General features: G+C 69.7%; 18 protein-coding genes and 1 other RNA gene. 7 read left to right on the forward strand and 12 right to left on the reverse strand.

Features of this window, described 5'->3' with window-relative positions; genetic code table 11:
• Positions 1–110: 110 nt before the first annotated feature.
• Positions 111–1,418 (reverse strand): MFS transporter, encoded by a 1,308-nt coding sequence (locus tag HOW07_RS01320; protein WP_175115874.1) that lies wholly within the window; start codon positions 1,416–1,418, stop codon positions 111–113.
• Positions 1,419–1,427: 9 nt separating this feature from the next.
• On the reverse strand, positions 1,428–2,351 hold the full coding sequence (locus HOW07_RS01325; RefSeq protein ID WP_064293774.1) for a proteasome assembly chaperone family protein: 924 nt from the start codon (positions 2,349–2,351) through the stop codon (positions 1,428–1,430).
• Positions 2,352–2,471: 120 nt separating this feature from the next.
• On the opposite strand from HOW07_RS01325, the gene HOW07_RS01330 reads away from it, so the two are divergent.
• From HOW07_RS01330 to HOW07_RS01340, 3 genes are all read left to right on the forward strand, one after another.
• Entirely contained in the window at positions 2,472–3,974 is a 1,503-nt protein-coding gene (locus HOW07_RS01330; RefSeq protein WP_175115875.1) for a leucyl aminopeptidase, read from the forward strand.
• A 95-nt stretch (positions 3,975–4,069) separates the two neighbouring features.
• Positions 4,070–5,443 (forward strand): dihydrolipoyl dehydrogenase, encoded by a 1,374-nt coding sequence (gene lpdA / locus HOW07_RS01335; RefSeq protein ID WP_064293772.1) that lies wholly within the window; start codon positions 4,070–4,072, stop codon positions 5,441–5,443.
• Between the two features lie 61 nt (positions 5,444–5,504).
• A complete protein-coding gene (locus HOW07_RS01340; RefSeq protein ID WP_175115876.1) occupies positions 5,505–6,965 on the forward strand; it encodes a 2-oxo acid dehydrogenase subunit E2 in 1,461 nt (486 codons plus the stop codon).
• A gap of 30 nt (positions 6,966–6,995) precedes the next feature.
• Here HOW07_RS01340 and HOW07_RS01345 read toward each other — a convergent pair whose 3' ends face one another.
• Positions 6,996–8,513: a hypothetical protein gene (locus HOW07_RS01345; protein WP_175115877.1), complete on the reverse strand. Its 1,518-nt coding sequence runs from the start codon at positions 8,511–8,513 to the stop codon at positions 6,996–6,998.
• A 131-nt stretch (positions 8,514–8,644) separates the two neighbouring features.
• On the opposite strand from HOW07_RS01345, the gene HOW07_RS01350 reads away from it, so the two are divergent.
• The gene (locus tag HOW07_RS01350) at positions 8,645–9,349 is read left to right on the forward strand and encodes a DUF4191 domain-containing protein (protein ID WP_071260054.1); all 705 of its coding nucleotides are present in this window, start codon (positions 8,645–8,647) and stop codon (positions 9,347–9,349) included.
• A gap of 88 nt (positions 9,350–9,437) precedes the next feature.
• Here HOW07_RS01350 and HOW07_RS01355 read toward each other — a convergent pair whose 3' ends face one another.
• Entirely contained in the window at positions 9,438–9,869 is a 432-nt protein-coding gene (locus HOW07_RS01355) for an RDD family protein (RefSeq protein ID WP_064293768.1), read from the reverse strand.
• Between the two features lie 139 nt (positions 9,870–10,008).
• On the opposite strand from HOW07_RS01355, the gene glnA reads away from it, so the two are divergent.
• Entirely contained in the window at positions 10,009–11,433 is a 1,425-nt protein-coding gene (glnA, locus tag HOW07_RS01360) for a type I glutamate--ammonia ligase (RefSeq protein WP_056005986.1), read from the forward strand.
• A 74-nt stretch (positions 11,434–11,507) separates the two neighbouring features.
• Here the strand turns inward: glnA and HOW07_RS01365 are convergent, their stop codons facing one another.
• The 4 genes from HOW07_RS01365 to HOW07_RS01380 form a co-directional block, all read right to left on the reverse strand.
• On the reverse strand, positions 11,508–14,501 hold the full coding sequence (locus HOW07_RS01365) for a bifunctional [glutamine synthetase] adenylyltransferase/[glutamine synthetase]-adenylyl-L-tyrosine phosphorylase (RefSeq protein ID WP_175115878.1): 2,994 nt from the start codon (positions 14,499–14,501) through the stop codon (positions 11,508–11,510).
• Positions 14,502–14,522: 21 nt separating this feature from the next.
• Positions 14,523–15,878 carry a glutamine synthetase family protein gene (locus tag HOW07_RS01370; protein ID WP_079705870.1) on the reverse strand — a complete coding sequence of 452 codons (1,356 nt, stop codon included), beginning with the start codon at positions 15,876–15,878 and terminating at the stop codon, positions 14,523–14,525.
• Positions 15,879–15,975: 97 nt separating this feature from the next.
• Positions 15,976–17,943: a hypothetical protein gene (locus HOW07_RS01375; RefSeq protein WP_175115879.1), complete on the reverse strand. Its 1,968-nt coding sequence runs from the start codon at positions 17,941–17,943 to the stop codon at positions 15,976–15,978.
• 104 nt (positions 17,944–18,047) lie between these two features.
• Positions 18,048–18,233 carry a hypothetical protein gene (locus HOW07_RS01380; protein ID WP_064293764.1) on the reverse strand — a complete coding sequence of 62 codons (186 nt, stop codon included), beginning with the start codon at positions 18,231–18,233 and terminating at the stop codon, positions 18,048–18,050.
• Between the two features lie 34 nt (positions 18,234–18,267).
• Between HOW07_RS01380 and map the strand changes: the two genes are divergently transcribed.
• Both map and ppgK read left to right on the forward strand, forming a co-directional pair.
• Positions 18,268–19,170 carry a type I methionyl aminopeptidase gene (map, locus tag HOW07_RS01385; protein WP_175115880.1) on the forward strand — a complete coding sequence of 301 codons (903 nt, stop codon included), beginning with the start codon at positions 18,268–18,270 and terminating at the stop codon, positions 19,168–19,170.
• A 9-nt stretch (positions 19,171–19,179) separates the two neighbouring features.
• Positions 19,180–19,956 carry a polyphosphate--glucose phosphotransferase gene (ppgK, locus tag HOW07_RS01390; protein ID WP_121290762.1) on the forward strand — a complete coding sequence of 259 codons (777 nt, stop codon included), beginning with the start codon at positions 19,180–19,182 and terminating at the stop codon, positions 19,954–19,956.
• A 136-nt stretch (positions 19,957–20,092) separates the two neighbouring features.
• Here the strand turns inward: ppgK and rnpB are convergent.
• From rnpB to HOW07_RS01410, 4 genes are all read right to left on the reverse strand, one after another.
• Positions 20,093–20,459: RNase P RNA component class A (rnpB, locus tag HOW07_RS01395), an RNA gene on the reverse strand.
• 72 nt (positions 20,460–20,531) lie between these two features.
• Positions 20,532–21,269 carry a C4-type zinc ribbon domain-containing protein gene (locus HOW07_RS01400; RefSeq protein WP_175115881.1) on the reverse strand — a complete coding sequence of 246 codons (738 nt, stop codon included), beginning with the start codon at positions 21,267–21,269 and terminating at the stop codon, positions 20,532–20,534.
• Positions 21,270–21,313: 44 nt separating this feature from the next.
• Positions 21,314–22,129 (reverse strand): Nif3-like dinuclear metal center hexameric protein, encoded by an 816-nt coding sequence (locus HOW07_RS01405; protein WP_175115882.1) that lies wholly within the window; start codon positions 22,127–22,129, stop codon positions 21,314–21,316.
• Between the two features lie 36 nt (positions 22,130–22,165).
• Positions 22,166–22,783: a LysE/ArgO family amino acid transporter gene (locus HOW07_RS01410; protein ID WP_064293759.1), complete on the reverse strand. Its 618-nt coding sequence runs from the start codon at positions 22,781–22,783 to the stop codon at positions 22,166–22,168.
• Between the last annotated feature and the right edge of the window lie 49 nt (positions 22,784–22,832).

Below are 22,832 nucleotides of genomic sequence, written 5' to 3' on the forward strand. Positions count from 1 at the left end.
GCCGACATTCCGAGAGGTGAACGGGTCCGTGTTCCATTATAGCGCGCGCAGGAAGACCCCAGAGCCACAGGCCGTTTGTCAAGGGTGGGATCAGGGGACGAAGCGAACGCTCAGCGACGGCGCCCGAGCCTGGCTCGGACCGCGATCCACAGTGGACCGACGGCGATGCCCTCGTCCTCGGCGAAGCGTCTCCGGGTGCGGGAGCGGGCGACGAGCAGCATCGCCACCCCGAACCCGACCACCAGGTACTGCACGGAGAAGGCGATCCGGAAGCTGTCCATGGAGTAGTCGGCACGGGATCCCCCGCTGACCGCGTCGATGATGAGGCCGATGAGGAACATCATGACGAAGCTGGCGAGGAACCCACCGACGTTCACGATGCCGTTCGCCCCGCCGAGCGCGCGGATGGGGTTGAAGGTGCGGGCGAAGTCGAACCCGATGAGTGAACCGGGGCCCCCGACCCCGACCACGACGAACAGGACGATCACGAGCCACATCGGCGGGATGCCCGGCCAGAGGAGGAGTGCGGACCAGGCGACGCCCATGACCGTGACGATCCCGAGCACGAGGTTGCTCCGCCGGTACGGGAACCGGGCGGTGAGCACCCCGAGGACGGGTCCGGCGATCATGCCGGAGACCACGATCACGATGAGCAACGATGCGGCGAGGGGCTGCGGGTAGCCGAGGGCGTAGACCATGAAGGGGAAGCCCCAGAGCAGCGTGAGGACCGTGCCGGAGGACTGGGTGACGAAGTGCGACCAGAACCCGAGACGCGTCCCTGGCCGACGCAGACTGATGAGGACCTCGCGGACGACGTGGCCCCAGGTCTCGGGGCGCGGCGCCTCGTCGGAACCGGACGGCCGGTCACGGATGACGATCAACACCCCGACGAGTGCCAGGAGGACGAGACCGGCCGCACTGAGGAACGCCGGCGACCAGCCGAAGGCGTGCAGGACGAAGGAGAACGGCACCGCCGAGAGGACCTGTCCGATCTGACCGATGTTGCCGACCCACTGCGAGACGATCGGCACCCGACGGGTGGGGAACCAGGAGTTCACGAGCCGCAACACGGAGGTGAACACCGCGGCGTCGCCGAGGCCGACCAGCATCCGGCCGACGATCGCGCCGCCGAGTTCGGTCGTGAGGCCCAGCAAGATCTGGCCCGCCATGACGACCGTCAGCCCCGCGATGATCAGGACGCGAGGTCCGAGGCGGTCGATGAGCACCCCGACCGGGACCTGCATGGCGGCGTACACGATGAGCTGCGCGACCGCGAGGGTCGAGAGCGCGGCGGCGTCGATCTGGAACCGCTCGGTGGCGTCCACCGCCGCCACGCCGAGCGTCGACCGCTGCATGACGGTGATGAGGTAGGCGAACACCCCGACGCCGAACACCCACCAGACGCGTCGAGATCCCACCGATCCAGCTTAGGTGGTCGAGCGGTCCTCGTCGCCGTGGCGCCGGCTCGCGAGGAACTTCTCGAGCTCCGCGGCGATCTCGTCGGCCGTCGGGAGCGCCCCGTCGATGTCGGTGAGCGGTGATTTCGGCGAGTTGTCGGCCATGTAGGCGTCGTACCGCTCCTCCAGCGTCGTGACCAGTTGGCCGAGCTCGTGGTTGGTCCCGACCTGCTCGTCGATCTTGGCGAGGAAGTCGCGGCTGTCCTCGCGGAGGCGGTCCGTGGGGAAGATGAGCCCGGTCGCCGCGCTGAGGCTCTCGATCGCCGTGATCGCCGCGGCCGGGAACTCCGTGTCGGCGAGGTAATGCGGAATGAGGAGCACGAAGGCCGCGATGCTGTCGCCGCGCTCGTAGAGGCGGTACTCGAGGAGGTGGAGCACGTTGGACGGCACCTGGGTGCGGGGGCGCCAGACCGAGAGCGACTCGATGAGGTCGAACCGGTTGCCGCTGACGGTGACGCCGATCGGCCTCGTGTGCGGGACCGGCATCGGGATGGCGTGCACCCACGTGGTGTCGCTGACCCGGAAGCGGTCGACGAGCTCGAGCACGGCCGCGACGAAGCGGTCCCAGAGGAAGTCGGGCTCGAAACCGGTGAGCAGCAGGAACGGCGACCCGAGCTCGTCGTGGGCGAGCGACAGGGTCAGACGGGGTGGCCGGTACTCCGTCAGGTGGTCCTGGTCGAACGAGATGATCGGCCGGCGGGCCCGGTAGTCGAGCAGGACGTCGGCGTCGAACTCGGCGATGACCGTCGTGTCGAGGACGTCGTCGAGGTAGGCGTTCAACTGCCCGACCGCGCCGCCGGCGTCGGAGAACCCGGTGAGCCCCGCGACGAGGTGGAGGCCGGCGGGGATGTCGATCTCCGGGTGCACCTCGTAGAGGTCGTCAGGCGTAGGCATGCTTCAACTCTAAACGGGGGTGTCGCAGCGCCCTTCCCCTCCGGGCGTCGGCGGTACCGCCGAGAGCGAACACCGGCGGCCCCGCATCGGACCGGAACGGCACGTGCCTACGATGGAGGCATGACGATCCCTGTGCTCTCCGTGTTGTCCGCCGACGTCGAGGGAGTCGAGGCTGAACTGCTCGTCCTCGCGGTGAGGAAGGGCGACGACGGCCCGGAGCTCCTGGCGCCCGACGTCTACGCGCCGCTCGCGGACGAGCTGCGCGCCTCCGGTGTCACGGGGTCCGAAGACCAGGTGCGACGCCTCCCGGACCGGTTCGGCGCGGCCTCCGGTCTCGTGCTGGTCGGCCTCGGTCCGGATGCGGACGACGCGGCCTTCCGACGAGCCGCGGGTGCGGTGACCCGGACGATCGACGGCCAGGCCTCGATCGCGTTCGCGTTGACGGAGGAGACGGCCGCCGCCGCCGAAGCCGTGCTCGAGGGGGCGGCCATCGGCGCCTACCGCTACACCGCGTCGCGCGGTGTCGGATCCGCCCCGGCACCGACACCGCTCGGGTGGATCTCCGTCGTCGTCCCGTCGACCGTGGACGCACCGGATGCCGGGCTCGCGGAGCACGCCACCGCGGTCGCCGAGGCCATCGCGCTCGTGAAGGACCTGGTCAACACGCCGCCGAACGAGCTCTACCCGGCGACCTTCGCCGACGCGGCCCGAGCAGCGGTCGACGGCCTCGACGTCGAGGTCGAGGAATGGGACGAGACCCGCTTGGCCGAGGACGGCTTCGGCGGCATCCTCGGCGTCGGACGGGGTTCCTCCCGGCCTCCGCGACTCGTCAAGCTGAGCTACCACCCTGAGGCGGCCCGGAGCCACCTGGCCCTCGTCGGGAAGGGCATCACCTTCGACAGCGGCGGCCTCTCGCTGAAGCCGCCGGTCTCGATGGTCGGCATGAAGTACGACATGACCGGCGCGGCGACCGTGCTCGCCGTCCTGGCCGCGGCCGCGCGTCTCGGAGTGCCCACCCGGCTGACCGCGTGGCTCTGCCTCGCCGAGAACCTCCCGTCGGGCACGGCGATCCGGCCGAACGACGTCCTCACCATCCGGGGTGGACGCACGGTCGAGGTCACCAACACCGACGCCGAGGGCCGGCTGGTCCTCGCCGACGGACTCGTCGCCGCAGGCGAGGAGGGCCCGGACGCCATCATCGACGTGGCGACCCTCACGGGAGCGGCGGTGGTCGCGCTCGGCAACCGCTACACGGGCGTCATGGGTGACGCTTCCTTCGTCACCGACCTCATCGCGACCGGTTCCGGTGCGGACGAACTGTTCTGGCCGATGCCGTTCCCCGCGGAGCTGCGCAAGGTCCTCGACTCCGACGTCGCCGACCTCGCCAACGCGAAGCCCGGCAACACCGCGGGCGGCATGCTCGTCGCAGGCACGTTCCTCCAGGAGTTCATCGCGGACCGCACCGACGAGGAGGGCGGCACCACCCGAATCCCGTGGGCCCACCTGGACATCGCCGGGAGCGCGATGAACGGCGACGCCCCCTACGGCTTCACCGCCAAGGGCCCGACCGGCGTCGCGGTCCGCACCCTCCTCGCAATGGCCGAGGAGATTAGCCACCCGTAGTAAGGTCGGTGGGGGCGGTTCGACCCGCCTCGACGCCGCCGAACACACCACGACGGTTTCCGATCGACCACGAAGCACACACAAGGAGCAACGGAGTGTCCGAGCAGAATTTTGACCTGGTAGTCCTGGGAGGCGGAAGCGGCGGATACGCTGCGGCGTTGCGCGCTTCGCAGCTCGGCCTCACCGTCGGCATGATCGAGAAGGACAAGGTCGGCGGCACCTGCCTCCACCGCGGTTGCATCCCGACGAAGGCGCTGCTGCACTCCGCGGAGGTCGCGGACGCATCGCGCGAGTCGGAGAAGTACGGCGTCAAGTCCACCTTCGAAGGCATCGACATCGAGGGCGTCACGAAGTACCGCGAGGGCATCGTCGCGAAGAAGTACAAGGGACTCCAGGGCCTCGTCAAGGCCCGCGGCATCACCACCATCGAGGGTGAGGGCCGTCTGGTCTCCCCGACGAGCGTGCAGGTCGGCGACGACCTCATCACCGGCAAGAACGTGATCCTCGCGACGGGCTCCTACAGCCGCTCGCTCCCCGGTCTCGAGATCGGTGGCCGCGTCATCACGAGCGAGCAGGCGCTGCAGCTCGACTTCGTGCCGAAGAAGGTCGCCGTCCTCGGCGGCGGCGTGATCGGCGTCGAGTTCGCGAGCGTCTGGAAGTCGTTCGGGACCGAGGTCACGATCATCGAGGCGCTCCCCCACCTCGTCCCCAACGAGGACGAGTCGATCAGCAAGGCCCTCGAGCGCGCGTTCCGCAAGCGCGGCATCGAGTACTCGCTCGGCGTGCGGTTCCAGGGCGTCACCCAGGACGACTCGGGCGTGCACATCACGCTGGAGGACGGCAAGACGATCGACGCCGAGCTGCTGCTCGTCGCCGTCGGCCGTGGCCCGTCGACGGCCGGACTCGGCTTCGAGGAGGTCGGTGTCACCATCGACCGCGGCTTCGTGATCACGAACGACCGTCTCGAGACGAACATCCCCGGCCTCTACGCCGTGGGCGACATCGTCCCCGGCCTGCAGCTCGCGCACCGCGGCTTCCAGCAGGGCATCTTCGTGGCCGAGGAGATCGCCGGTCTCAAGCCCGTCATCATCGAGGACGTCAACATCCCGAAGGTCACGTACAGCGACCCCGAGATCGCGTCCGTCGGTCTCAGCGAGGCCAAGGCGGCTGAGCAGTACGGCGCCGACAACATCACGAGCTACGACTTCAACCTCGCCGGCAACGGCAAGAGCGAGATCATCGGCACGAGCGGCAACGTCAAGGTCATCCGCGTCAACGACGGCCCCGTCATCGGTGTGCACATGATCGGCGCCCGCGTCGGTGAGCTCATCGCCGAAGGCCAGCTCGCCGTCAACTGGGAGGCCTACCCCGAGGACATCGCGCCGCTGATCCACGCGCACCCCACGCAGAACGAGGCGCTCGGCGAAGCATTCCTCGCGCTCGCAGGCAAGCCCCTGCACGCGCTGTGACGCGTTCCGAACACCCCAATAAGCTAGTGAACACACAACAGGTTTCAAAGGAGACAAGGTCATGAGCGAATCCGTCAGCCTCCCGGCACTCGGCGAGAGTGTCACCGAGGGTACGGTCACCCGCTGGCTGAAGAATGTCGGCGACACCGTGGAGGTCGACGAGCCACTGCTCGAAGTGTCGACCGACAAGGTCGACACCGAGATCCCTTCGCCCGTCGCGGGTGTCATCGAAGCGATCCTCGTCCAGGAGGACGAGACCGTCGAGGTCGGCACCGCTCTCGTGACCATCGGTGATGGTTCGGGTGCGGCTGCGGCCGAGGAGCCCGCGCCCGCCGCGGAACCGGCTGCTGCCGAGCCCGCTCCGGCCGAGCCCGCTCCCGCTGCCGAGCCCGAGCCGGCACCTGCTGCCGCGCCGGCTCCTGCTGCTGAGCCGGCTCCCGCCGCTGCGCCTGCTGCTGCTCCGGCTCCCGCCGCTGCACCGGCTCCTGCCGCCGCTCCGGCTCCCGCCGCTGCGCCTGCTGCTGCTCCGGCTCCCGCCGCCGCGCCCGCTGCTGCTCCGGCACCTGCTGCTCCCGCTGCCGCTGCTCCGGCGCCTGCCGCCGCTTCGACGCCCGCCGCCGGCGGGGTCGTCAACTCCGGTTACGTCACGCCGCTGGTGCGTCGTCTCGCCAACCAGCACGGGGTCGACCTCAGCACGGTCACCGGCACCGGTGTCGGCGGACGTATCCGCAAGGAAGACGTCCTGCAGGCTCAGAGCGCCGGTGGCGCCACGGAGTCGCCCGCTGCTCCGACCGTCCAGGTCTCCGAGCTGCGTGGCACGAGCAAGGCCATGTCGCGTCTGCGCAAGGTCGTCGCCGAGCGCGCCGTCGCTTCGATGCAGGGCACCGCCCAGCTGACGAGCGTCGTCGAGGTCGACGTCACGAAGGTCGCGGCACTCCGCACGGCCGTCAAGGACGAGTTCCTCGCCAAGACCGGCAACAAGCTGTCGTTCCTGCCGTTCTTCGCCCTTGCTGCCAGCGAGGCGCTCCAGACGTACCCGATCATCAACGCCACCGTCGACGGCGACCAGATCGTGTACCCGGAGACGGAGAACCTCGCGATCGCCGTGGACACCGAGCGTGGCCTGCTGACGCCGGTCATCCGCAACTCGGGCTCCAAATCGATCGCCGAGCTCGGCGCCGAGATCGCCGATCTCGCGCAGCGCACCCGCGACAACAAGCTGCAGCCCGATGAGCTGTCGGGCGGCACGTTCACGCTGACCAACACCGGTTCGCGCGGCGCCCTGTTCGACACCCCGATCGTGTTCCTGCCGCAGTCGGCGATCCTCGGTACGGGCATCGTCACGAAGAAGCCGGTCGTCGTGACGGTCGACGGTGCAGACGCGATCGCTATCCGTTCGACGGTCTACCTCGCGCTGAGCTACGACCACCGCATCATCGACGGCGCGGACGCTGCACGCTTCCTCGTCCAGGTGAAGAACCGCCTCGAAGCAGGCGACTTCCGCGGCTCGCTCGGGATCTGATCCCGAACCGACCGCACCGTGTCCACCGCCTCACCCGGCGGTGAACACCTCTCGCAGACGCCAGCCCGTCTCGCCCCTCACCACGAGGAGCGTGACGGGCTGTCGTCGTCCTGCGGCGGCGTCGTCCGTCTCAGACGGCTCGGCCGTGCCGCGAAGGACCGCCGCGTCGCCCTGACGGTCGACGAGGTCCAGACTCGCCGCATCGATCGAGCCGATCCCGACACCGAGGTGCTCGTCGTCGTCGAACGGGGACCCGCGTTCGACGGAGTCCCAGACGCACCCCTCCTCCCCCGTCGTGCGGCACTCATCACGTCGACGGACGAGCTCGCGGGCCGCGTCCGCCGGATCGTCACCGGTGACCACGTCGACGGCGTCGGCTTCGTCCGCCGCCGACGTCGGTGTCTCCACCGGTGGCGCGACCGTCGTGACCGCCGCGGACGCCGGGCCGGCCGAACCGGCCGGCGTCGGTGCGATCGCGGTGCTCGGGTCTTCGGACGGCAGGAACACCATCGCCGCCGACACCAGCGCCACCGCCGCGCCCGCCGCTCCGATCATGAGTCGACGACGTCTCGGGCCGGTGTCGACGGACGGCGGCGAGCCGGCAGTGGCCGCGGCCCGGGTACCTCGCCCGGGTCGCCAAGCCAGACGACGGCGCAGCCGCGACACAGGATGCCGCGACAGACGCCTCGATTCAACCGCGGCTCGTCGGGTCGGCGGGAGCGGAGCGGTCCGCTGCGCGCGATCGGCGGAAGCACGGATGACATCGGCAGGCGATGCGGACGACGGGTCGACCCGGTCGAGCAGGACCGGGAGCGGTCGTGCCAGGGCGTGGATCCGCTGTTGCAGTCGATTGGCGATCTCGTGGTCGGCGAGTTCAGGCACGACGTCGGCCCAGGCCACGGTCGTGGGGGTTTCATCGGGGTCGGTCGCCTGCAGGACACCGTCCATGAGCCCTGCGAACGCCGTCCAATCGGCGGCGAACGCCGGTGCGGTGCGTCCGAGCCCACCATCGATGCTCTGTTGGTCCACGGGAGCTGCGCTCGACCACCCGGAGAGGACCGGTCGGCCATCGTCGGCGAAGCGCACGGCCGAAGCGCTGATCGACCCGTGACTGATCCCGGAGAGGTGCGCCGCGCGGATGGCGTCGACCAGCGGTGCCAGGATCGTGACGGCCTCACCGGGAGCGATCGACTCCCGGCGGCGCAGCAGTTCTCCCAACGTGCCGCCGGCGAGCCGCTCGACCAGCAGGCACGGGAGGCCGGTGGGATCCTCGGCGACGTCGACGAGTCTCACGATGTGCGGGTGGTCGAGTCGGGACAGGATGGCCGCGCGACGCCAGAGGTCGCGTTCGGCGGCGTCGGCCCTCGCTCGGAGCAGCACGGCGTCGCCCGCCGGGGAGGCCTGGTCGGTACGCCCTCCGGGCGCGGAGCCGGCGTGGGCGAGCACCGTCGAGTAGGCCGTCCACTCCCGGCCCTCACCCAGGCACCGGACGAGACGACGGCCGGCCACTCGGGTCGTGGACGCGGACGGGTCTGGCAGTGTTTCCATAGCTCGATCCTCCGACGCGGAGTCCCGTCTGACAGCGTCGGCGCACGTGGCTGTGGACAAGGCCCCCGCGTCACCGGCCTGTGGAGCAGAACGCAGCATCAGGACCCTCTGTCACCGGCTATCCTGGGAGCATGGCTCAGAAGGACGCGCCCCCGGCGGCGCAGAAGGAACCAGGGCGGATCAAGCAGCTCTGGCAGGTGTTCCAGCTCACCCGTCGCCACGACAAGGCGGCGCAGTGGTTGATGCTCGGCGGCTTCATCCTGCCGGTGCTCATCGGTGTCGCGGTCGCACTGCTGTTCTCGGCGGGCAACATCTTCGCGCTCGTCATGTGGATCATCGCGGGTGTGCTCGCCGGTATCCTCGCGGCCCTGTTCATCCTCACCCGGCGCGCGGACAAGGTCGTCTACACGCAGATCGAGGGTCGGCCGGGCGCGGTGGGCCAGGTGCTCCGCGCTGCTCCACGCTCGTGGCAGACCAGCGAGATGCCCGTCGCCGTGAACCCGAAGACCCAGGACGCGATCTACCGGGCCGTCGGCCGCGGTGGCGTCGCTCTGATCGCCGAAGGACCCCGATCGCGGACCTCACGCCTGCTCGAGGACGAGAAGCGCAAGGTCACCCGCATCCTCCCGAACGTGCCGATCACGGTGTTCCACGTCGGGCCCGACGCCGACTCGGTGCAGCTCCGCCAGCTCTCCGGCGCCCTCCGGAAGGTCAAGAAGTCCTTGACCAACCCCGAGGTGCTCGCGGTCAGCAACCGTCTGTCCTCGTTCGGTACGCAGCTCCCCATCCCGAAGGGTGTCGACCCGATGCGGGTCCGCCCGCAGCGCGCGCGCTGACCCACCGGAACCGCTCGGAACACTTCGCGGTGTCGGAACGACGGCCGCCCTCCTGACGGAGGGCGGCCGTTCGCGGCTCCGGCTGCGTTCAGCGCACCCGCAGGAGCACCGTGCCGGCGACCTTGTCGTGGAAGCCACGCTGGTCCGAATCCCAGACGAGCGCTGGAACGACCACGCAGAGGAGCACGGTTCGCACGGCCGGCCGCCAGAGTCCGACCCAACCGCCGGTCAACGGCATGAGACGCATGCCGCACAGCCGGTGACCGAGACTGCCGCCGATGGTCGGGATGAACACGAACTGCATGATGGCGAAGATCACGAGTGTCGCGGTGGCGTCGTAGGCGAAGAACGCGACCGAGAGGACGACCGCCACGGCCCAGTCGATGACGAGCGCGGTGATCCGCCGACCGACCCGCGCGACCGATCGGACGCCGCTCTCCGGGAGTCCCAGGCGTTCACCGGGGAAGGCGCTGGGAGGAAGCTCTCCGAAGGTCCGTGGATTCTGCGGGGTGTGGGGCACTGTGCCATTCTATTCGGGCGGGGATTCTCGTAACATCCACGAAACATGGGTGTCATGGTGGGGTAACCCCCTCCCCGTAGTCTCACAGATGGCTGCGCTGTGCAGCCTCCCTGTACCAACCCCATTTGGAGCCATTCACATGTTCAGTGATTCTTCCGAAGTGCTCAAGTTCATCAAGGACACCGATGTCAAGTTCCTCGACATCCGCTTCACGGACCTTCCCGGCGTGCAGCAGCACTTCAACATCCCGGCCAGCACCGTCGACGAGGAGTTCTTCACCGTCGGCCAGCTCTTCGATGGTTCGTCCATCCGTGGCTTCGCCAACATCCACGAGTCGGACATGCAGCTCATCCCGGATGTCTCCACCGCTTACATCGACGCCTTCCGTGCCGAGCGCACGCTCATCATGGTGTTCGACATCTACAACCCCCGCAACGGCGAGATCTACTCCAAGGACCCCCGTCAGGTCGCCAAGAAGGCTGAGAAGTACCTCGCCTCCACCGGCATCGCCGACACCGCGTTCTTCGCCCCCGAGGCCGAGTTCTACATCTTCGACGACGTCCGCTACGAGGTGAACCAGCACTCGAGCTTCTACTCGGTGGACTCCGAAGAGGGAGCCTGGAACACCGGCCGCGCCGAAGAGGGCGGCAACCTCGGCAACAAAACGCCGTACAAGGGTGGCTACTTCCCCGTCAGCCCCGTCGACAAGCAGGCCGACCTCCGCGACGACATCAGCCTCAAGCTGATCGACGCCGGCCTCATCCTCGAGCGTGCGCACCACGAGGTGGGCACCGGCGGCCAGGCTGAGATCAACTACCGCTTCGACACCATGGTCGCCGCGGCGGACGACATCCTCAAGTTCAAGTACATCGTGAAGAACACGGCCGAGCTGTGGGGCAAGACCGCGACCTTCATGCCGAAGCCGCTCTTCGGCGACAACGGCTCGGGCATGCACACGCACCAGTCGCTCTGGAGCGACGGCAAGCCGCTCTTCTACGACGAGAACGGCTACGGCGGCCTCTCCGACCTCGCCCGCTGGTACATCGGCGGTCTGCTGAAGCACGCCCCGGCCGTCCTGGCGTTCACGAACCCGACGGTGAACTCGTACCACCGCCTGGTCCCCGGCTTCGAGGCTCCCGTCAACCTGGTCTACTCGGCCGGTAACCGCTCGGCGTCGATCCGTATCCCGATCACGGGCACGAACCCGAAGGCCAAGCGCATCGAGTTCCGCGCGCCCGACGCGTCCGGCAACCCGTACCTCGCGTTCGCCGCTCAGCTGATGGCGGGCCTCGATGGCATCAAGAACCGCATCGAGCCGCACGAGCCCGTCGACAAGGACCTCTACGAGCTTCCCCCCGAGGAGGCCAAGAACATCCCGCAGGTGCCCGCATCGCTCGGCGCTGCGCTCGAGGCGCTCGAGGCGGACCACGAGTTCCTCCTCGCCGGCAACGTCTTCACGCCGGAGCTCATCGAGACCTGGATCCAGTACAAGCGCGAGAACGAGATCAAGCCGCTGGCCCAGCGCCCGCACCCGTTCGAATTCGAGCTGTACTACGGCGTCTGACGACACCTGCTGTACCGGAACCGCCCGCCATCCTCTCGGATGGCGGGCGGTTCCGTGTGGTCGACGCGATCGGCTCAGCTGCCGTAGAAGCCGTGCTCGAAGACCGTCCGGGCGCGCCGGGTGGCCGCGAGGTAGTCCTGTTCCAGGAGGCTCGCCGATCCGGTCGGGTACTCCAGGAGTCGTGCCACACCTTCGAGCTGTTGTCGGTCGCTCGGCAGCACGTCCTGCGTCTTGTTCAACCACAGCGTCATGGCCGAGCGGATCCGCGAGGCGAGGATCCAGGCCTCGCGGAGTCGTTCGGCGGACTCCCGATCGACGAGATCCGCCTCCACCGCCGCGTCGAGCGCTCGGAGCGTCGAGGTGGTGCGCAACGATGGCACCGCCGCACCGTGCTCGAGCTGGAGGAGCTGCACGAACCACTCGACGTCACTGAGCGAGCCGCGCCCGAGCTTCAGATGTCTCGTCGGGTCGGCGCCCTGCGGCAGCCGCTCGTTCTCGACGCGTGCCTTGATCCGCTTGACCTCGCGGACGGACTGCTCGCTGATGGCGGCTGGGTAACGGACCGTGTCCGCCACCTCGGTGAACGCCTCGATGAGCTCGGTGTCGCCCACGACCCCGGCGGCGCGGAGCAGCGCCTGCGCCTCCCAGGTGAGGGACCAGCGCGCGTAGTAGTTCCGGTAGGAGTCGAGGGAGCGCACGAGCGGACCGTTCTTCCCCTCGGGACGGAGGTCGAGGTCGAGGTCGAGCGGGAGCCGGGCGTCCTCGCTCAGACGCTTGAGCTCTGCGGCGATCGCTCCGGCCTGGCGCTGTGCATCCTGGGTGTCGACCCCCTCCTTCGGCCGGAACACGTAGAGGACGTCGAGGTCCGAACCGAGTCCGAGCTCTGCGCCGCCGTAGCGGCCCACGGCGATGATGGCGAACTCGATGTCCGCGCCGAGGCCGCCGATGCGTCTGACGGCGCCGAGGAGCCCTGCGAGCGTCGCCGTCGACACGTCCGTCAGTCCGGCGGCGAGGCCCTGCACGTCCAGCATGCCGACGGTCGACGACATCGCCAGCCGGAGGACTTCACGTCGCCGTACCGCGCGGATGGCGGCGGCTGCGGTGTCCGGTGAGTCGTGTCGTCTGAGGATGGCGGCGATCTCCTCGCCGAGCGCGGTCGACGGTCGCGGGAGGAGGTCCTCGTCTCCGGCGAGCCAAGCGGCCGACTCGGGGATGCGGTCCATGAGCTCGCCGATGAACCGGGACCCCGAGAGGACCCGCGTGAGCCGTTCGGCCGCGCCTGAGGAGTCGCGAAGCATCCGCAGGAACCAGTGCGACTCGCCGAGGGACTCGCTGAGCCGCCGGAACGCGAGCAATCCGTAGTCGGGATCGGCGCCGTCCGCGAACCAGCCGAGCATGACGGGGAGCAGATGCCGCTGGATGTTGGCGCGCCGCGACACGCCGGCGGTGAGCGCCCCGATGTGGGCGAGCGCGCCGCGGGGGTCGACGAAGCCGATCGCCGCGAGTCGCGCCTCCGCCTGACCGCTCGTCAGACTCAGACCGCTCTCGGGCAAGGCCGCGACCGCCGAGAGCAGCGGCCGGTAGAACAACCGCTCGTGCAGCTGCCGGACACCGTGTTTCGTGGTCTCCCATCGCGTGACGAGGGCCTGTGCGGTCGTCGCGAGCGTGCTCGAGCGGGCCAGGGATCGGAGGGACGGCTCGTCGCGCGGCATCATGTGCGTGCGCTGCAGTCGCGTCAGCTGCAGGCGGTGTTCGAGCACGCGCAGCAGGCGGTAGTCGTGAGCGAACTCCTGCGCCTCGGCGCGACCGATGTACCCGGCGGTCGCGAGGCCGTCGAGGGCGGCGAGGGTGCCGCGTTGATGCACGGAGTCGTCGAGCTGTCCGTGGACGAGCTGGAGCAGTTGCACCGTGAACTCGATGTCGCGGAGCCCGCCCGGGCCGAGCTTCAGTTGGTAGTGGACGTCCTCCGCGGGGATGTGTTCGGTGACCCGTTCGCGCATGCGCTGGACCGACTCGACGAACCCCTCGCGGGACGCACTCCCCCACACCTTCGGCTGCACCGCATCGATGTAGCGGGCGCCGAGCTCGGGATCCCCGGCGAGGGCCCGTGCCTTGAGGAGCGCCTGAAACTCCCAGCTCTTCGCCCAGCGGTCGTAGTACACGAGATGCGACTCGAGCGTGCGGACGAGGGCGCCGGCCTTCCCCTCCGGGCGGAGGTTCGGATCGACCTCCCACAGACTCGGTTCGAGACCCGCCTGTCCGAGACCGCGCATGGTGAGGACCGCGAGCCGGGTGGCGATCTCGACGGCACGCCCGTTGTCGAGCCCGTCCTCGCCGTCGCCCGAACCCTCACCGACGAAGATGACGTCGACGTCGGAGACGTAGTTCAGCTCCCGTGCGCCCGCCTTGCCCATGCCGATGATGGCGAAGCGGGTGGCCGCGACCTCCTCACGCGGATACACGCCGGGACCCCTCGGGCCGCTCGTCTGCGTGCGTGCGACGGCGATGGAGGCCTCCAACGCACCGGCAGCGAGATCGGAGAGGGCACTGGCCACCCGGTCGAGCACGACGATCGGATCCGGGGCGCAGAGGTCGAAGAGGGCGACCTCGGCGAGCAGTCGTCGATAGACCACGCGGATCGCGTCCCAGGCCGGCTCCTCGACCATCGCGGCGAAGCCGTCCTCGGCGCCGACGCTCGCGAGCAGTTCGTCGCGCGCCTCCTGCAGCGTCGGGACACGGGTCACGGGCAACTCGAACACCGACAGCTGGTCGGGGTGGCGGAGGAAGAAGTCGATGAACCCCTGCGAGGCACCGAACAGTCGGAACAGGCGCTCCGCCGAGGCCTGGTCCGCCAGAAGGGCTGAGAGCTCGTCGGGTGACTTCCGACCGATCATCAGCACACCGACCAGCGCGGCGTCGGGGTCGGCCGCGACGGCGAAGGAGGGCGACAGCGACGCCGGGTCGAGTCGGACGAGTTCCGCGAGCTCGTCCAGCCGGTCCCTGGCCTCACCCAGACCGGTGAACCCGAGTCGGGCGAGCGTGCTCAGGGAGATGTTCTCGCGGACCATACGACCGACCGGTCCCCTCGTCTAGAGCATCTCCAGGTTGCTGGCCAACTCGAAGGGGGTCACCTGGGCCCGGTACTCGTGCCATTCCTGTCGCTTGTTCAGCAGGACGTAGTTGAACACCTGCTCCCCGAGCGTCTCCGCCACGAGTTCGGAACCCTCCATGAGACTGACGGCGCGATCGAGGCTGGCGGGCAGCGCGTTGTACCCCAGCGCCCGACGCTCGGTGTCGGAGAGCGTCCAGACGTTGTCCTCGGCCTCCGGTGGGAGCTCGTAGCCCTCCTCGATGCCCTTCAACCCAGCGGCGAGCATGAGCGAGAAGGCGAGGTACGGGTTGGCGGCGGAGTCGATGGCGCGGTACTCGACCCGTGCGCTCTGGCCCTTGTTGGGCTTGTAGAGCGGCACGCGCACGAGTGCCGAGCGGTTGTTGTGGCCCCAGCAGACGAAGCTCGGAGCCTCGGACAGCTTGTTCGGCCCGACGCCACCCCAGAGTCGCTTGTAGGAGTTCACGAACTGGTTCGTCACCGCGGTGATCTCCGGGGCGTGCGTCAGGAGTCCGGCGATGAACTGCCGGCCCGTCTTCGAGAGCTGGTACTGCGCACCCGCCTCGTAGAAGGCGTTCGAGTCACCCTCGAACAACGACATGTGCGTGTGCATGCCGCTGCCGGGCTGGTGGACGAGCGGCTTCGGCATGAACGTCGCGTAGACGCCCTGCTCGATCGCCACCTCCTTCACGACGGTGCGGAAGGTCATGATGTTGTCGGCCGTGGTCAGGGCGTCGGCGTATCGCAGGTCGATCTCGTTCTGGCCGGGGCCCGCCTCGTGGTGGCTGAACTCGACGGAGATCCCGAGGTCTTCGAGCATCCGGACGGAACGTCGACGGAAGTCATGAGCGGTGCCGCCGGGCACGTTGTCGAAGTAACCCGCCGAGTCGACCGGCTCCGGTCCGTCGACGCCGTACTGCGAGGACTTCAGCAGGTAGAACTCGATCTCGGGGTGCGTGTAGAACGTGAACCCCATGTCGGCGGCCTTCGCCAGGGTGCGCTTCAAGACGTTCCGCGGGTCGGCGACGGCGGGCTGGCCGTCGGGCGTCGTGATGTCGCAGAACATGCGCGCCGTCGGGTCGATCTCGCCGCGCCACGGCAGGATCTGGAAGGTCGTCGGATCGGGGTGGGCCAGGAGGTCCGACTCGTAGGAGCGGCTGAGCCCCTCGATCGCCGATCCGTCGAAGCCGAGGCCCTCGGAGAACGCGCCTTCCACTTCGGCCGGGGCGATCGCGACGGACTTGAGGGTCCCGACGACATCGGTGAACCACAGCCGGACGAACTTGACGCCCCGCTCCTCGATCGTGCGGAGAACGAAGTCGCGCTGCTTATCCATCTGCCCCTCTTCCTTCGGCCGGCGGCCCGTGTCTAGGCTACTGGCTCCGTCCCCGTTCCCGCTCATCCGCGCGCGCCGGGCGTGGGCGATCCACGGCTCACCACCAGGCGAGGACGAAGAGTGCGGTCCAGCCGGCCGTCGCCGCCCACAGCAGCGAGAGTGCGGCGATCCGCAGCCGTGATCCACGGTGGGCCCCTTGCCACACGGGCACCAATCCGACGCAACTCACGAGGAGGGCGATGGAGAGCCACGGCAAGGCGGCGGGCACCCCGACGAGAGCGATCGCCGGACTCGAGGTGGCCGCACGGACGAGCACGACGGCTCCGCCGATCGCCCACGTCGCTCCGAACACCGGCGCGATCCCGAGCAGGAGACCGTCCTGGACCGGCTGGCGTCGAAGCGCCTGGGTGATCAACCGGTAGCCCCACGCCACGGACCATCCGATGGCCACGAGCCCGAACAGGATGGGCAGCACCAGCAGCAACCACCTGCCCCCGGCGTCCGACGAGGTCTGCTGGGCCCATCGCGGGCTCGCCGCGACATCGGCTCGATCGACGACGGCTACGGCCGCGTCGTCGGCGTCGCAGAGCGCCGCCCGATAGCTCGCCGGATCGCTGAGCCACGCACGCATCGCGACCCGTGCGCACGCACTGCTCACCGATGGGACGGCTCCCGACCCGGGGAAGGCCGCCACGAGCGCGTCCGCCGTGCCGCCGGCGACGGGGCCGGCGAGAGCGGCTGCCTGTTCCGGGGCGCCGAGCACGAAGACCGACGTCCCGACCGCTCCCGGTGGCGGCGTCGCACCCACGGCGAACGAGGAGCAGGCAGCGGCCGCGACGTCCTCCAGCAGCGTCGTCGTGGTGACCTCCGCGTCCGAGCGTTCGGCGGCCCCGGGCCAGCCGGTCGTCGAACACCCGAGCACGTGGTCGAGGATGACACCGGGGTCGGCCAGCCGGGCGATCGCATCGTTCGCCACGGGATCCAGCACCGTGCCGTCGCCGTCCGCGATCGAGCTCAGGAGCACCGGGAGTGCCGCCTGGGCGGTGGGTTCGGACAGTGCGTGTGAGGCGATCGCCAGGAGCGCGTCGCCACCGAGGGTCATCGCGTGCGCGCCGGAGGTGCGGTGCGGCGCGGCGACGAGCGCATCGGTGGCGGTCGCGAGGATCCCGGCGGAACCTGTCGGCTCGCTCGGCGCGGTGTCCGGGGTCGCGGACTCCGGTTCCTCAGCGGCGGCGGCCTGTGGTGCCGCCGGCGGGGACGGGACGGGGCCCTGCGGCTCGACGCCGCGCGCACGGACGACGGCCAGGGCGGCCGCCACACCGCCAGCGGAGACGATCCCGGGTGCACCCAGGTCGGGGCCGTCGAGGACGACGCCGTCGACACCACCCGGATCGACGTCGGGGGCCGCGAGGGCCACGCCGGCCGACGTGCCCACGGCCAGGATGGTCCATCGCGCGTAGCCCAGCTGCTGCCGAAGGTCGCGGAGGTCCGTAGCCGCGGGGGTGACGCCGAAGTCGCTCGGCACGACGCCGTCCTCGTGCCAGGACGCGGTGCAGGACGCGAAGGCCGCGTCGACCGCGGCGACGCGGGCTGCACGGTCCCCATCAGCCCCGAGCGAGGCGCGGATGGCTGCGTTCGCCGGCGCGCAGTCGAGCGACGGTGTGGCGTCGAGACCGCCCCGGCGTTCGACGAACACCACGTCGCGGTCAGCGGCCAGCCCGTCCTCGACCGCGAGCCGCTGGATGTCGAGCGACGAGAGCGCCGACCCACCGGCGAGGTAGACGAGCGGCGGTCGTCCGGTCTCGAGGGCGGCCGGGACGAGCACGTACGGCAGGGTCGCCTCCGTCGAGTCCGGCACCGTGCGTGACAGAGGCACCGTCAACACGCCGCAGCGGGAACCACCGGGGACCGTTGTGACGCACTCGGCTGCGGTGACCTCGGTGGCGACCATCGGCGCTGCAGCGGCCGGCGACGTCGGCATCAGGAGGAGTCCGAGGGTGAGGGCCGCGACGGCACCTCGTCCGACGGCGATCGGTCGCCTCCGCGGACGGTCGATCCTGTGCATGTTCCCCCCGCTCGAGCTCCATCGCTCGGCCCATCCTGGCGGATCGCACCACGCCTGCGGAAGAGGGCAGACCCGCAATCCGCTCGCGACGCGACCCGGGTGGCTCAGTCCTCGGCAGCCTCGTCGGCGTCCCACTTCGCGCTGTTGGCGCGGAGTCGCTCGAGTGCGTGCGAGGCCTCCGCAGCCGTCTCGAAGGGACCGACGCGGTCCACGACACTCGACTCGAAGCCGAACTCGACCTGGCCGGTCTTCGTGTTGTACCAGTACTGCTCGGATGGTTCCTTCGCCACGGCGCGTCTCCCCTGCTCGGTTAGGCTTGATCCTATGCCTTTCGACACCGCAGGTCACCTGGTCCCCGGTCGCGTCGGCCGCCCCCGATCGGTGCCGGAGACGATCGTCCGCCCCGAGTACGTCGGCCGCGCCGCACCGGCCACCGACACCCGGGGCGACCTGTATTCGGCTGAGGAGATCGAACGCATCCGGGTCGCCGGAACCATCGCCGCCGATGCGATCCAGGCCGTCGGTGCGGCGGTCCGTCCCGGGGTGACCACCGACGAACTGGACGCCATCGGACACGCGTTCGTCATCGGTGCGGGCGCCTATCCGTCGACGCTCGGGTACCGCGGCTACCCCAAGTCGATCTGCAGCTCGGTCAACGAGGTCGTCTGCCACGGCATCCCCGACGACACCGCCTTGCGCGAGGGTGACCTCGTGAACATCGACATCACCGCCTACCTCGACGGCGTGCACGGCGACAGCAACGTGACCTTCCTCGTCGGCGACGTCGCCGACGACACACGGCTCCTCGTCGAGCGCACCCGGGAAGCTCTCAACCGGGGCATCAAGGCCGTCGCCCCAGGCCGGCAGATCAACGTCATCGGACGTGCGATCGAGTCCTACGCGAAGCGGTTCGGGTACGGTGTCGTCCGCGACTTCACGGGCCACGGCGTCGGACGGTCCTTCCACTCCGGGTTGATCGTCCCCCACTACGACGCCGCGCCGCTGTACGACACGGTGATGGAGCCGGGCATGGTGTTCACGATCGAGCCGATGCTCACGATCGGCTCCCAGGACTGGGAGCAGTGGGACGACGACTGGACGGTCACGACGCGCGACCGGTCGCTCACCGCACAGTTCGAGCACACGCTCGTCGTCACCGAACGCGGCGCAGAGATCCTCACGCTTCCGAGCCCGATCGACACCGACGCAGCGCCCACGGCGCTCTAGGCTGGACGCATGACGAACGCAGCTCCCCGGTCCGCCGTCGGCATCGATATCGGAGGGACCGGCATCAAAGGTGCGGTCGTCGACCTCACGACCGGTGCCCTCCTCACCGATCGGGTGAAGATCCCCACGCCGAAGGGTGGCGAGCCGAAGGACATCGTCGTGACGGTGCGCCAGGTGCTCGAGCAGCTGTCCCCGGCCTCGGACGGACTCCCGCTCGGCGTCTGCTTCCCCGCGATCGTCCGCAACGGCCGGACGATGTCCGCGGCGAACGTCTCCGACGCCTGGATCGGCCTCGAAGCCGAGCAGCTGTTCGAGCAGGGCCTCGGGCGTGAGATCACCTTCGTGAACGATGCTGACGCGGCCGGGTACGCCGAGACCGAGTTCGGCGCGGCCAAGGGCGCCAGCGGCCTCACGATCCTGACGACGCTCGGCACCGGCATCGGCACGGCGCTCATCTACAACCGCACGTTGATCCCGAACGCGGAACTCGGACACCTGGAGATCGACGGCAAGGACGCCGAGACGCGGGCGTCCTACGCGGTCAAGGAGCGCGAGGACCTGAGCTGGGAGAAGTGGGCCAAGCGCCTCCAGAAGTACTACGAGCGCCTCGAGTTCCTCTTCTCACCCGATCAGTTCGTGGTGGGCGGCGGCGTGTCCAAGCACGCGGACCACTTCCTGCCGCTGCTGAAGCTCGACACCCCGATCATCCCTGCCGTGCACCGCAACAACGCGGGCATCCTCGGCGCAGCCGCTCTCGCCGCCGGCCCCGCCGAACGCATCGCCTGAGCGCTGCGGGGCGCTGCTGCGGTGTCGTCGCAGCGGCGCCTGGGGTGTGAACGGGTCGACCGGTACGCCGGGTTCCGTCCGACGCTTGCGCGGGTGTCGCAGTGCGGCTCGACGCAGTCGCGGCCGTGCTGGGGTGTGAACGGGTCGACCGGTACGCCGGGTTCTGTCCCACGCTCTCGCGTTTGGACGGCCATCTCTCTCGGGACGACGTTGCCGCCGCCCTCTAGCGGTCTACCCGGGAACTTGGCGAGCAGCCTCAGCGTTCCCTGTTGACCTTGCTCCGGACGAGGTTTACCGAGCCGACCGGGTCACCCCGGTCGCTGGTGGGCTCTTACCCCACCGTTTCACCCTGACCGTGGTCGCCCACGGCGGTCTGTTCTCTGTGGCACTGTCTCGCGGGTCACCCCGGGTGGGTGTTACCCACCGCCCTGCTCTGTGGAGCCCGGACGTTCCTCGGCACCGACACCCGGAGGTCTCGGTGACGCGACCGTCTAGCCGGCCCGTTCACGGAGTCGAGTCTACCGGGCCGCGACAACGGCCGCGGACCGGCCGGTGTCGTAGAGCCAGCGTCCGGCTCAGATGAGGCCTGACTCGTCCGTCCGGACGACGATCGCGGCGCACTCGGGGCACTGCACGACCTCTTCGGACGGCGCGGCGCGGACGGCCTGGAGGTCGTTGCCGGTGAGCGACATCTTGCATGCTCCGCAGGTGCCGGCGCGGAACAGTGCTGCACCGATACCGCCGCGGGCGCGGCGCTGGTCGTAGAGGGCCAGGAGGTCGGCGGGGATGCCGGGTGCGAGTGACTCGCGGTCGGCGGTGAGTCGTGCCCGTTCGGCCTCGAGTTCGACCAGTTCGGCGTCGCGCTTGGCGACGACCTCGTCGAGGAGTTCCTGGAGTCCGGCGCGCTCGGCGTCCACCTGGGCGACGGCGTCCTCTGCGGCTTCGACCCGCTCCATGACGGTCAGCTGGATCTCCTCGAGGTTGTTCTGCCGGTTCTGCAAGGAGGCGATCTCGCTCTGCAGCGCTTCGACGTCCTTGACGGAGGTCGACGACTGGAGACGGTCGGCGTCGCGCTTCATGCGGGCCGCGACGACGGCGACATCGGACTCGATGCGCCCGAGCTCGGTCTGTGCGTCGTCGCGGACGCCGACCCGCTCCAGGCGACGGAGGCGGACGGTCTCGATCTCGGCCTGGAGCTGCGCGATGCGCGCGGCCTCGGGGAGGTTCGCCGCGCGGTGGGCGGTGCGCTGCACGCCGGTGTCGATGCTCTGCAGGGTGAGCAACGTCTTCTGGTCTGCTGGGCTGGCTTTCACGTCTGTTCCAAACTCTCGACTCATCACCCTACCGGCCGCGCCGACTACTGGGTGACGACGAAGTCCCACGGGTCGGTACGCAGCTCGCTGACCCGGACGTCGAGTCCCGGGAGTTCTCGTCGGAGCGCGTCGGCGGCCCCCTCGAGCCACAGCCACTCGCTCGCCCAGTGGGAGACGTCGATGAGGGCCGGCCCGCCACCGAGGAGCGCCTGTTCCCGGGCCTCGGACGCCGGGTGGTGGCGGAGGTCGGCCGTGATGTACACGTCGGCCGCGCGGACCGCGGGATGGGACAGGAGCGAGTCACCCGCTCCCCCACAGAGCGCGATCCTCCGGACGGCCTGGTCGTAGTCGCCGGAGGCACGGACCCCGGTGGCGGTCGCCGGCAGGATCTCGGCGAGGGCACGCGCGATCGCGCCGAGCGTCGTCTCCTCCGGGAGGTCGCCGACCCGACCCAGCCCGGTCAGGCCGTCGGCGGCAGGGACGATCGGCGCCGGGTCGTGGAGGCCGAGACGTCGGGCGAGGACGTCCGAGGTCCCGTCGACGACGACGTCGGCGTTGGTGTGGGCGGCGATGAGTGCGGCGCCGCCACGGATCAGGCGTGTGATGAGCGACCCCTTGTACCGGTCACCCGCCACGGTCGTGACACCGCGCATCAGCAGCGGGTGGTGGACCAGCAGCAGACCGTCGGGGCGCTCGAGCACCTCGTCGACGGTCACGCCGACCGCGTCGACGGCCAGGAGCACATGCCCGACCGGCTGGTCCGGGTCGCCGACGAGGAGCCCCGGGGCATCCCAGTCCTCGGCTCCGGACAGTGGCCAGAGGCGCTCGACGACCGTGTTCACCTCACGCAGGGTTCTCATCACCCGGCAATCCTAACCAGGCACCCTCGAGCACGCTCAGGGGCGCAGGACGAGCATGATCGCGAGGGCGATCATGACGACCGCGATCGCGACGTCGAGGATGCGCCAGGCCACGGGCTTCGCGAAGACCCCGCGGAGCAGTCGCGCGCCGTACCCCAGCGCGGTGAACCACAGGATGCTCCCGAGGACCGCGCCGGCGGCGAACCACCACCGCCCCAGCTCCCCGTGCGTGTTCGCGATCGAGCCGAGGAGGAGCACGGTGTCGAGGTACACGTGGGGGTTCAGCCAGGTGAGGCCGATGACGGTGAGTACCGCCGCCCTGAGCGAGAGGCTGTTGCCACCACGGTCGGCGGCGAGACCGGACGGGGCGAGCGCACGGCGTGCGGCCAGCAGGCCGTAGCCGAGCAGGAAGGCGGCCCCGGCCCAACGGAGGACGACGAGGACCACGGGGAACCGCTCCACGACGAAGCCGATGCCGCTGACACCGGCGATGATGAGCACCGCGTCGGAGAGTGCGCAGACCAGCACCACGGGAAGGACATGCTCGCGCCGGATGCCCTGCCGGAGGACGAACGCGTTCTGGGCGCCGATGGCCACGATGAGGGAGAGGCCGAGGCCGAGGCCCGCGATCGCGGCCTGCAGTGCGGAGGTCATCCTTCGACCGTAGGAGGCGCAGCATGATGAATCCAGTTCAATATTCTGA

This window comes from Plantibacter sp. MCCC 1A11337, from assembly GCF_013349365.1.
Classification (GTDB): Bacteria; Actinomycetota; Actinomycetes; order Actinomycetales; family Microbacteriaceae; genus Plantibacter; species Plantibacter flavus_A.

Coding starts and splice junctions, on each gene's coding strand:
- HOW07_RS01325 (WP_064293774.1), bottom strand. CDS start 2,351: ATGCCTACGCCTGACGACCTCTACGAGGTGCACCCGGAGATCGACATC.
- HOW07_RS01330 (WP_175115875.1), top strand. CDS start 2,472: ATGACGATCCCTGTGCTCTCCGTGTTGTCCGCCGACGTCGAGGGAGTC.
- HOW07_RS01340 (WP_175115876.1), top strand. CDS start 5,505: ATGAGCGAATCCGTCAGCCTCCCGGCACTCGGCGAGAGTGTCACCGAG.
- HOW07_RS01345 (WP_175115877.1), bottom strand. CDS start 8,513: ATGGAAACACTGCCAGACCCGTCCGCGTCCACGACCCGAGTGGCCGGC.
- HOW07_RS01350 (WP_071260054.1), top strand. CDS start 8,645: ATGGCTCAGAAGGACGCGCCCCCGGCGGCGCAGAAGGAACCAGGGCGG.
- glnA (WP_056005986.1), top strand. CDS start 10,009: ATGTTCAGTGATTCTTCCGAAGTGCTCAAGTTCATCAAGGACACCGAT.
- HOW07_RS01365 (WP_175115878.1), bottom strand. CDS start 14,501: ATGGTCCGCGAGAACATCTCCCTGAGCACGCTCGCCCGACTCGGGTTC.
- HOW07_RS01370 (WP_079705870.1), bottom strand. CDS start 15,878: ATGGATAAGCAGCGCGACTTCGTTCTCCGCACGATCGAGGAGCGGGGC.
- HOW07_RS01375 (WP_175115879.1), bottom strand. CDS start 17,943: ATGCACAGGATCGACCGTCCGCGGAGGCGACCGATCGCCGTCGGACGA.
- map (WP_175115880.1), top strand. CDS start 18,268: ATGCCTTTCGACACCGCAGGTCACCTGGTCCCCGGTCGCGTCGGCCGC.
- ppgK (WP_121290762.1), top strand. CDS start 19,180: ATGACGAACGCAGCTCCCCGGTCCGCCGTCGGCATCGATATCGGAGGG.
- HOW07_RS01405 (WP_175115882.1), bottom strand. CDS start 22,129: ATGAGAACCCTGCGTGAGGTGAACACGGTCGTCGAGCGCCTCTGGCCA.
- HOW07_RS01410 (WP_064293759.1), bottom strand. CDS start 22,783: ATGACCTCCGCACTGCAGGCCGCGATCGCGGGCCTCGGCCTCGGCCTC.